Genomic DNA, 5,580 nt, shown 5'->3' with positions numbered 1-5,580 from the left:
ATTATCAGAAAAAATCCCCAAATGTTTGTTGAGACCGGAGGATGTCAACAAACATGATTGGAGTCACTGGAGGCGAGTTGCTAGTTTTATTAAACTGCATCGTATTCGGAGGACTCAACTTTTTCAAGGTCGGAAAGCCCTTGAGGGTATCCTCACCCATAAACTATGGGCGGAACATGAACTTTCTGTGCAAGTACACATTGAAACGGGTGAGCCGTGAAATCATTTGCACTCACCGATGGCAAATGTCTAGCGCGTGTCTAGTTTTCAAGAAGGTGTATGCAAAAGTTGATAAAAATTATACTTCTCAAGAATGTCCTAACACAAAGGTAGCTGACATCAGGAAAGATACATTGCATAAACGCGCCTACTTACTTAGCCAAAAACCACGGCATTATAGTAATAGAAGACCTAAATCTATCAGGAATGATGGCAAATCATAAGTAGGGGCGATTCGCATAGATGCCCCTACAAAAGCTGTTGCTGATATGGGTTTTTATGAATTTCGTAGACAGTTAGAGTACAAGTGTAAGTTATTAGGTTGCTGAGTTAATCATCGTTGATAGATGGTTTCCTAGTTCTAAGACTTGTAGTAGGTGTGGTCAGGTTAAAGAGTCTCTGTCTTTATCTGAAAGAGTTGTCAATTGCGAACGAGATTTGAATGCTAGTTTAAATCGAGCTTAGGCGGTCAGTGAGAGCTACGCTCCGCGTTCCGCGTTTCGCGATCTTAGTTGCGCAGCAAACGACCGTGACAGCCAGAGGATCTCGATAACGCCGACGTTGCCAGGAGCGAAGCAGGAATAGAACAGGCGATCTATAGAAAATCATAGATTTATATAGATAATCGTAGGTTTCTAAGAACGGATAGTATAAATTGGATATCCAGCCTACTTTGGTTCTGGTACACCGTCACATAAACGGCGATCGCTCTCTTTAACGTTGGGATTATTCTGCAAATAATTGCGCCCCCAACCGCAACTCCTCGCCATTAAAGAGTCTAAGTCTAAGTCTATATTCCAGAGTTTGATGGTGTTGTCATTACTAACGGTAGCCAAGGTCTGGCTATCGGGGCTGATACTGATGCTATTGACCGAGTACCCCTCCCGCTCCCCAGGGAAGGGATCATGCTCATGGAGGGTGAGGACTTCGTTTCCTGCCTTAAAATACCAGAGTTTGAGGGTCCCGCCAGTACTTTGAGAAGCTAAGGTCTGGTGATTCGGGCTGAAACTAACGCTATTGACAAGGCCAGTAGGCCCCTGGAGAGTGCGGATTTCCTCCCCTGTTTCTAGATTCCAGAATTTGATGGTGTTGTCATCACTGCCAGAAGCCAAAGTCTGGCCATCAGGGCTGAAACTGACCCTCTTGACATCGTTATTATGCCTCTTGAGAGTGGGGATTTCCTCCCCTGTTTCTAGATTCCAGAGTTTGATGGTCTTGTCACGACTGCCAGAAGCCAAGGTTTGGCTATCGGGGCTGAAACTGACGCTCTCTACCCATTTAGTATGCCCCTGGAGAGTGCGGATTTCCTCCCCTGTTTCTAGATTCCAGAGTTTGATGGTCTTGTCACGACTGCCAGAAGCCAAGGTCTGGCCATCGGGGCTGATACTGACGCTATCGACCGAGGAATCATGCCCCTGGAGGGTGTGGATTACCTCCCCTGTCTCTAGATTCCAGAGTTTAATTGTGCTGTCAAAACTGCCAGAAGCCAAGGTCTGGCCATCGGGGCTGAAACTAACGCTATTGACAATGCGAGTATGCCCCTGGAGGGTGCGTATTTCCTCCCCTGTTTCTAGATTCCAGAGTTTAATGGTGTTGTCAGAACTACCAGAAGCCAAGGTCTGGCCATCGGGGCTGAAACTAACGCTATTGACAATGCGAGTATGCCCCTGGAGGGTGCGGATTACCTCCTCTGTAGGGTCCCAGAGTTTGATGGTCTTGTCATAACTAGCAGAAGCCAAGGTCTGGCCATCGGGGCTGAAACTGACGCTCGTGACCATGCTAGTATGCCCCTGGAGGGTGCGGATTCCCCACCCTGTCTCTAGATTCCAGAGTTTGATGGTGTTGTCCCAACTGCCAGAAGCCAAGGTTTGGCCATCGGGGCTAAAACTGACGCTCGTGACCATGCTAGTATGCCCCTGGAGGGTGCGGATTACCTTGCCAGTCTCTAGATTCCAGAGTTTGATGGTCTTGTCACGACTGCCAGAAGCCAAGGTCTGGCCATCGGGGCTGAAACTGACGCTATCGACCGAGTAATCATGCCCCTGGAGGGTGCGTACCTCCCCTGTCTCTAGATTCCAGAGTTTGATGGTCTTGTCATAACTACCAGAAGCCAAGGTCTGGCCATCGGGGCTGAAACTGAGGCTATTGACCGAGGAATCATGCCCCTGGAGGGTGCGTACCTTCCCTGTCTTTAGATTCCAGAGTTTGATGGTCCTGTCACGACTGTCAAAAGCCAAGGTTTGGCCATCGGGACTGAAACTGAGGCTATTGAGCCATTTAGTATGCGTCTGGAGGGTGCCGATTTCCTCTCCTGTCTCTAGATTCCAGAGTTTGATGGTCTTGTCAGTACTCCCAGAAGCCAAAGTCTGGCCATCGGGGCTGAAACTGACGATCTCGACCGAGTAATCATGCCCTCGGAGGGTGTGGATTTCCTCTCCTGTCTCTAGATTCCAGAGTTTAATTGTGCTGTCACCACTTCCAGAAGCCAAAATCTGGCCATCAGGACTGAAACTGACGCTATTGACCAAGCTATCGTGCCCCTGCAAGCGGTTGCGTTCTCTGCCTTCATAAATAACTTTCTGTAGGGCAGTAATCACCTGTGGGTCTCTTGCATTGTGTTTTTGTATAATTTTTCCTGCCCTGCTCGCTTCCACGAAAGCTTCCATTTTTTTATGTTCAGCAAACAGATACAAAGAATAGCGAGCGAGAGCATTGGCTTGATTAAGTTCAGATTTTCTCCATTGCATCCAAACGGCAGCACTGAAAATCATTGCTCCCAAAAGAACTGAGCCAGCTATGCTCCAACGCACAATTGTGTTAGTGCGTTTTTTTCTAACACTACGCTCCACAAACTCAGCTTCTACATTATTCAGCCAATTATTATCCGATTGAGATACCTTTTTCAACAAATCCAGACGGGGGTTATTATGCCAAAGAAACCTTACCTGTTGTTGGCTTTCCCACTCCTGTGCCGCCGGAGTCAACCGCCGTTGCAGGATTAAACTTTCCTCATCCTCCTGCTTCCACACCAATAACTTTTGCCAACCCCGCACCAAAGCATCATGAGCAGGTTCCACATAAGAATTTCCATCCCCATCTTTTCCTCTCACGAGTAACCGTGCTTCGGTGAAACTCTTAATTACTTCCTTCACAAAAATATTTTTCTGTTGGGAATATTCTAGTTCCGATAAAAGAACTCGCCTGCGCGCTAACTCCCCTCCACCAATAGCCACCATCCGCAACATTACATGACGGATAATCTTGGCATAACTAGAATCCTGATGAACTAACCCCTCATATTCCTCATCAGCTCTTTGAGTCAGAGATTGAGTGACTCCCCCTATTGATTCATAGTCTGCCTCAGTAATACTGCGGTCTAATATCTTTCCTTGATTTTGTGCTTTTGTCTGTCGCTGTAAATACTTCAGATACAGTTCACTCAAGGCAAAAGACAGCAGGGGCAAGCCTCCAGGCATATCGGCCACTTCATCAATCAATTGTTCTACAAGTTCCTGGGGTTCAAAATACATCACCCTTGCTTCTGCTGGTTTCTCAATGACTTCGCGCAATTCTGCCCGCGTCATTTGAGGTACTATAAATCTGCCTATTTGCCAAGTATCCTCCAGCTTTGGTCTCAATTTAAGGAACAAATCTCGTAACTGCGGTTCAAAATCTGAACGAACTGTTATTACTACTCTTAGTTCATCAGAATGGGTAGTCATGGCATCAAGTAATTGACTGACAAATGCTTGCCGTTCCGACTCATCTTTACACAGAGTAATTAGTTCTTCACTTTGGTCAATCAACAACAACAACTTGGAACCAGGATTTTTAGTTTTCCAAATTTTCATACTTTGATTGAGATTATTTCTAGACTGCGCTGAAGTAGTATCAACAACTTCTACTTTTGGCAACTTGGCTTGTTTGAGTGCATTATTCAATTCTGGGAATGGTGATGCACCAGGACGTATTGGTTTTAATATCTTCCAAGATTGTTGATTTTTTCTCAACTGTGGAATTAATCCGGCTTTTACTAAACTAGACTTTCCACTGCCCGAGGCTCCCAGGACAACGCTTAAGCAGTTACTCTCGACAAAATCATATAGTTTTTCTACCAGGGTAGTTCTACCAAAAAATAGCTGAGTGTCTTTTTCTCTAAATGATTCTAACCCTCGATAGGGATTTGTTGATTCATCTAGGGGTGGTGCGTTTTTGAGATTGAGTTTATGGCCTGGTGTGAGAAATATATATTCCCCACGGTCGTGATTTTTGAGATGCCATAAACCTGGTGTTTGACGTTTTTCTGCTTCTATTGTCGCCGTTTCAACCCGGTCGCGCAGATATGAATAAAGTTCGGTGGCAGTAATGACTCCATCACCTGCTGGTTTACCATTTTGGGCGGGGGGAGTGGTATCTGCTCCTCCTGTTAAAGCGTCTATTAAAGCTGCTGCAAAGGGAGAGTGATTACCATTTGTGCTTCTGGTATCTTTTTGTAATGAGGAAAGAGCATCTAGAGCAGTTTCGTCATAACTAGCAGAGGTAATGACTTGCCAAGCTGGATGTTCGATAAAACGGTGGTAATGTTCGAGGTAAATTTCTTCTGGAGCTGTGGCAAAATCTCTTGTACTTGACCAGCGAAATGCTCCAGCAAAACAGCAGTCTAATATTGTGAGAAAATGACGACATGGTAATGCTGTCAGCCAGTCGTGTACTTGATTCATGGGTAAGTAAGTACTGCTATTACCTGCAACTGCGTCTTGAGGTATGAGATAACCTTGTGGTCCGTCATCTCCATCTAGGGCAATGCCATGTCCGGCGAAGTAAAAGAGTAAACATTCATCTTCTTTGACTTGTTTGGGTAAGGTTTTGGTTAGTAGTTTTGTGATTTGCTCTTTAGTTGCATTTGCGTCTTTGAGTAGGTGAGTTTCATAGTTATGTTGTTGTTGTAAAACATGATGAATTTGGTCTGCATCATTGAGTGGGTTTCGGAGGGTGGCAATGCCATTTTTATATTGATTAATGCCAATGACTACAGCTAAACGTCGTGAAAAATCTGACATGGTTATTTAGCTCCATAAAGTATATGTTTCAGGAGTGGAGTTATACAAAATCCGGTTGAGCAGTTGTCATTGCGACGATAGGAAGCAATCTCCGCGCACCCCTGAGATTGCTTCGGTCCACTCCGTTCCAGTCGCAATGACTTAGGTATAGTAATTATCCGGATTTGATCTTATACCACTTTTTTACAATGAAAGAGCTTGATCCGGTTGAGCAGTTGTCATTGCGACGATAGGAAGCAATCTCCGCGCACCCCTGAGATTGCTTCGGTCCACTCCGTTCCAGTCGCAATGACTTAGGTAA

Annotated in this window: 4 protein-coding genes; 3 read left to right on the top strand and 1 reads right to left on the bottom strand. The window is 45.4% G+C overall.

Features of this window, described 5'->3' with window-relative positions:
- From F6K22_RS29790 to F6K22_RS29780, 3 genes are all read left to right on the top strand, one after another.
- Nucleotides 1-220 (top strand): hypothetical protein (locus tag F6K22_RS29790; RefSeq protein ID WP_293106502.1); only part of this gene is annotated, 220 nt, incomplete at its 5' end.
- The gene (locus tag F6K22_RS29785; protein WP_293106500.1) at nt 210-443 is read left to right on the top strand and encodes a hypothetical protein; all 234 of its coding nucleotides are present in this window, start codon (nt 210-212) and stop codon (nt 441-443) included. The genes F6K22_RS29790 and F6K22_RS29785, both read left to right, overlap by 11 nt.
- 109 nt (nt 444-552) lie before the next feature.
- On the top strand, nt 553-684 hold the full coding sequence (locus F6K22_RS29780) for a zinc ribbon domain-containing protein (RefSeq protein WP_363274724.1): 132 nt from the start codon (nt 553-555) through the stop codon (nt 682-684).
- Nucleotides 685-887: 203 nt separating this feature from the next.
- Here F6K22_RS29780 and F6K22_RS29775 read toward each other — a convergent pair whose 3' ends face one another.
- Nucleotides 888-5,279 carry an nSTAND1 domain-containing NTPase gene (locus tag F6K22_RS29775; RefSeq protein ID WP_293106497.1) on the bottom strand — a complete coding sequence of 1,464 codons (4,392 nt, stop codon included), beginning with the start codon at nt 5,277-5,279 and terminating at the stop codon, nt 888-890.
- Nucleotides 5,280-5,580 lie beyond the last annotated feature (301 nt).

It is taken from the genome of Okeania sp. SIO2F4 (assembly GCF_010672385.1).
Classification (GTDB): domain Bacteria; phylum Cyanobacteriota; class Cyanobacteriia; order Cyanobacteriales; family Microcoleaceae; genus Trichodesmium.
The sequence above is the reverse complement of the archived record's forward strand: the minus strand, read 5'-3'. Positions and strand labels throughout refer to the sequence as shown.

Bases quoted from the DNA above. Each gene is read 5' to 3' on its own strand.
- F6K22_RS29775 (WP_293106497.1), bottom strand. From the start codon at position 5,279: ATGTCAGATTTTTCACGACGTTTAGCTGTAGTCATTGGCATTAATCAA.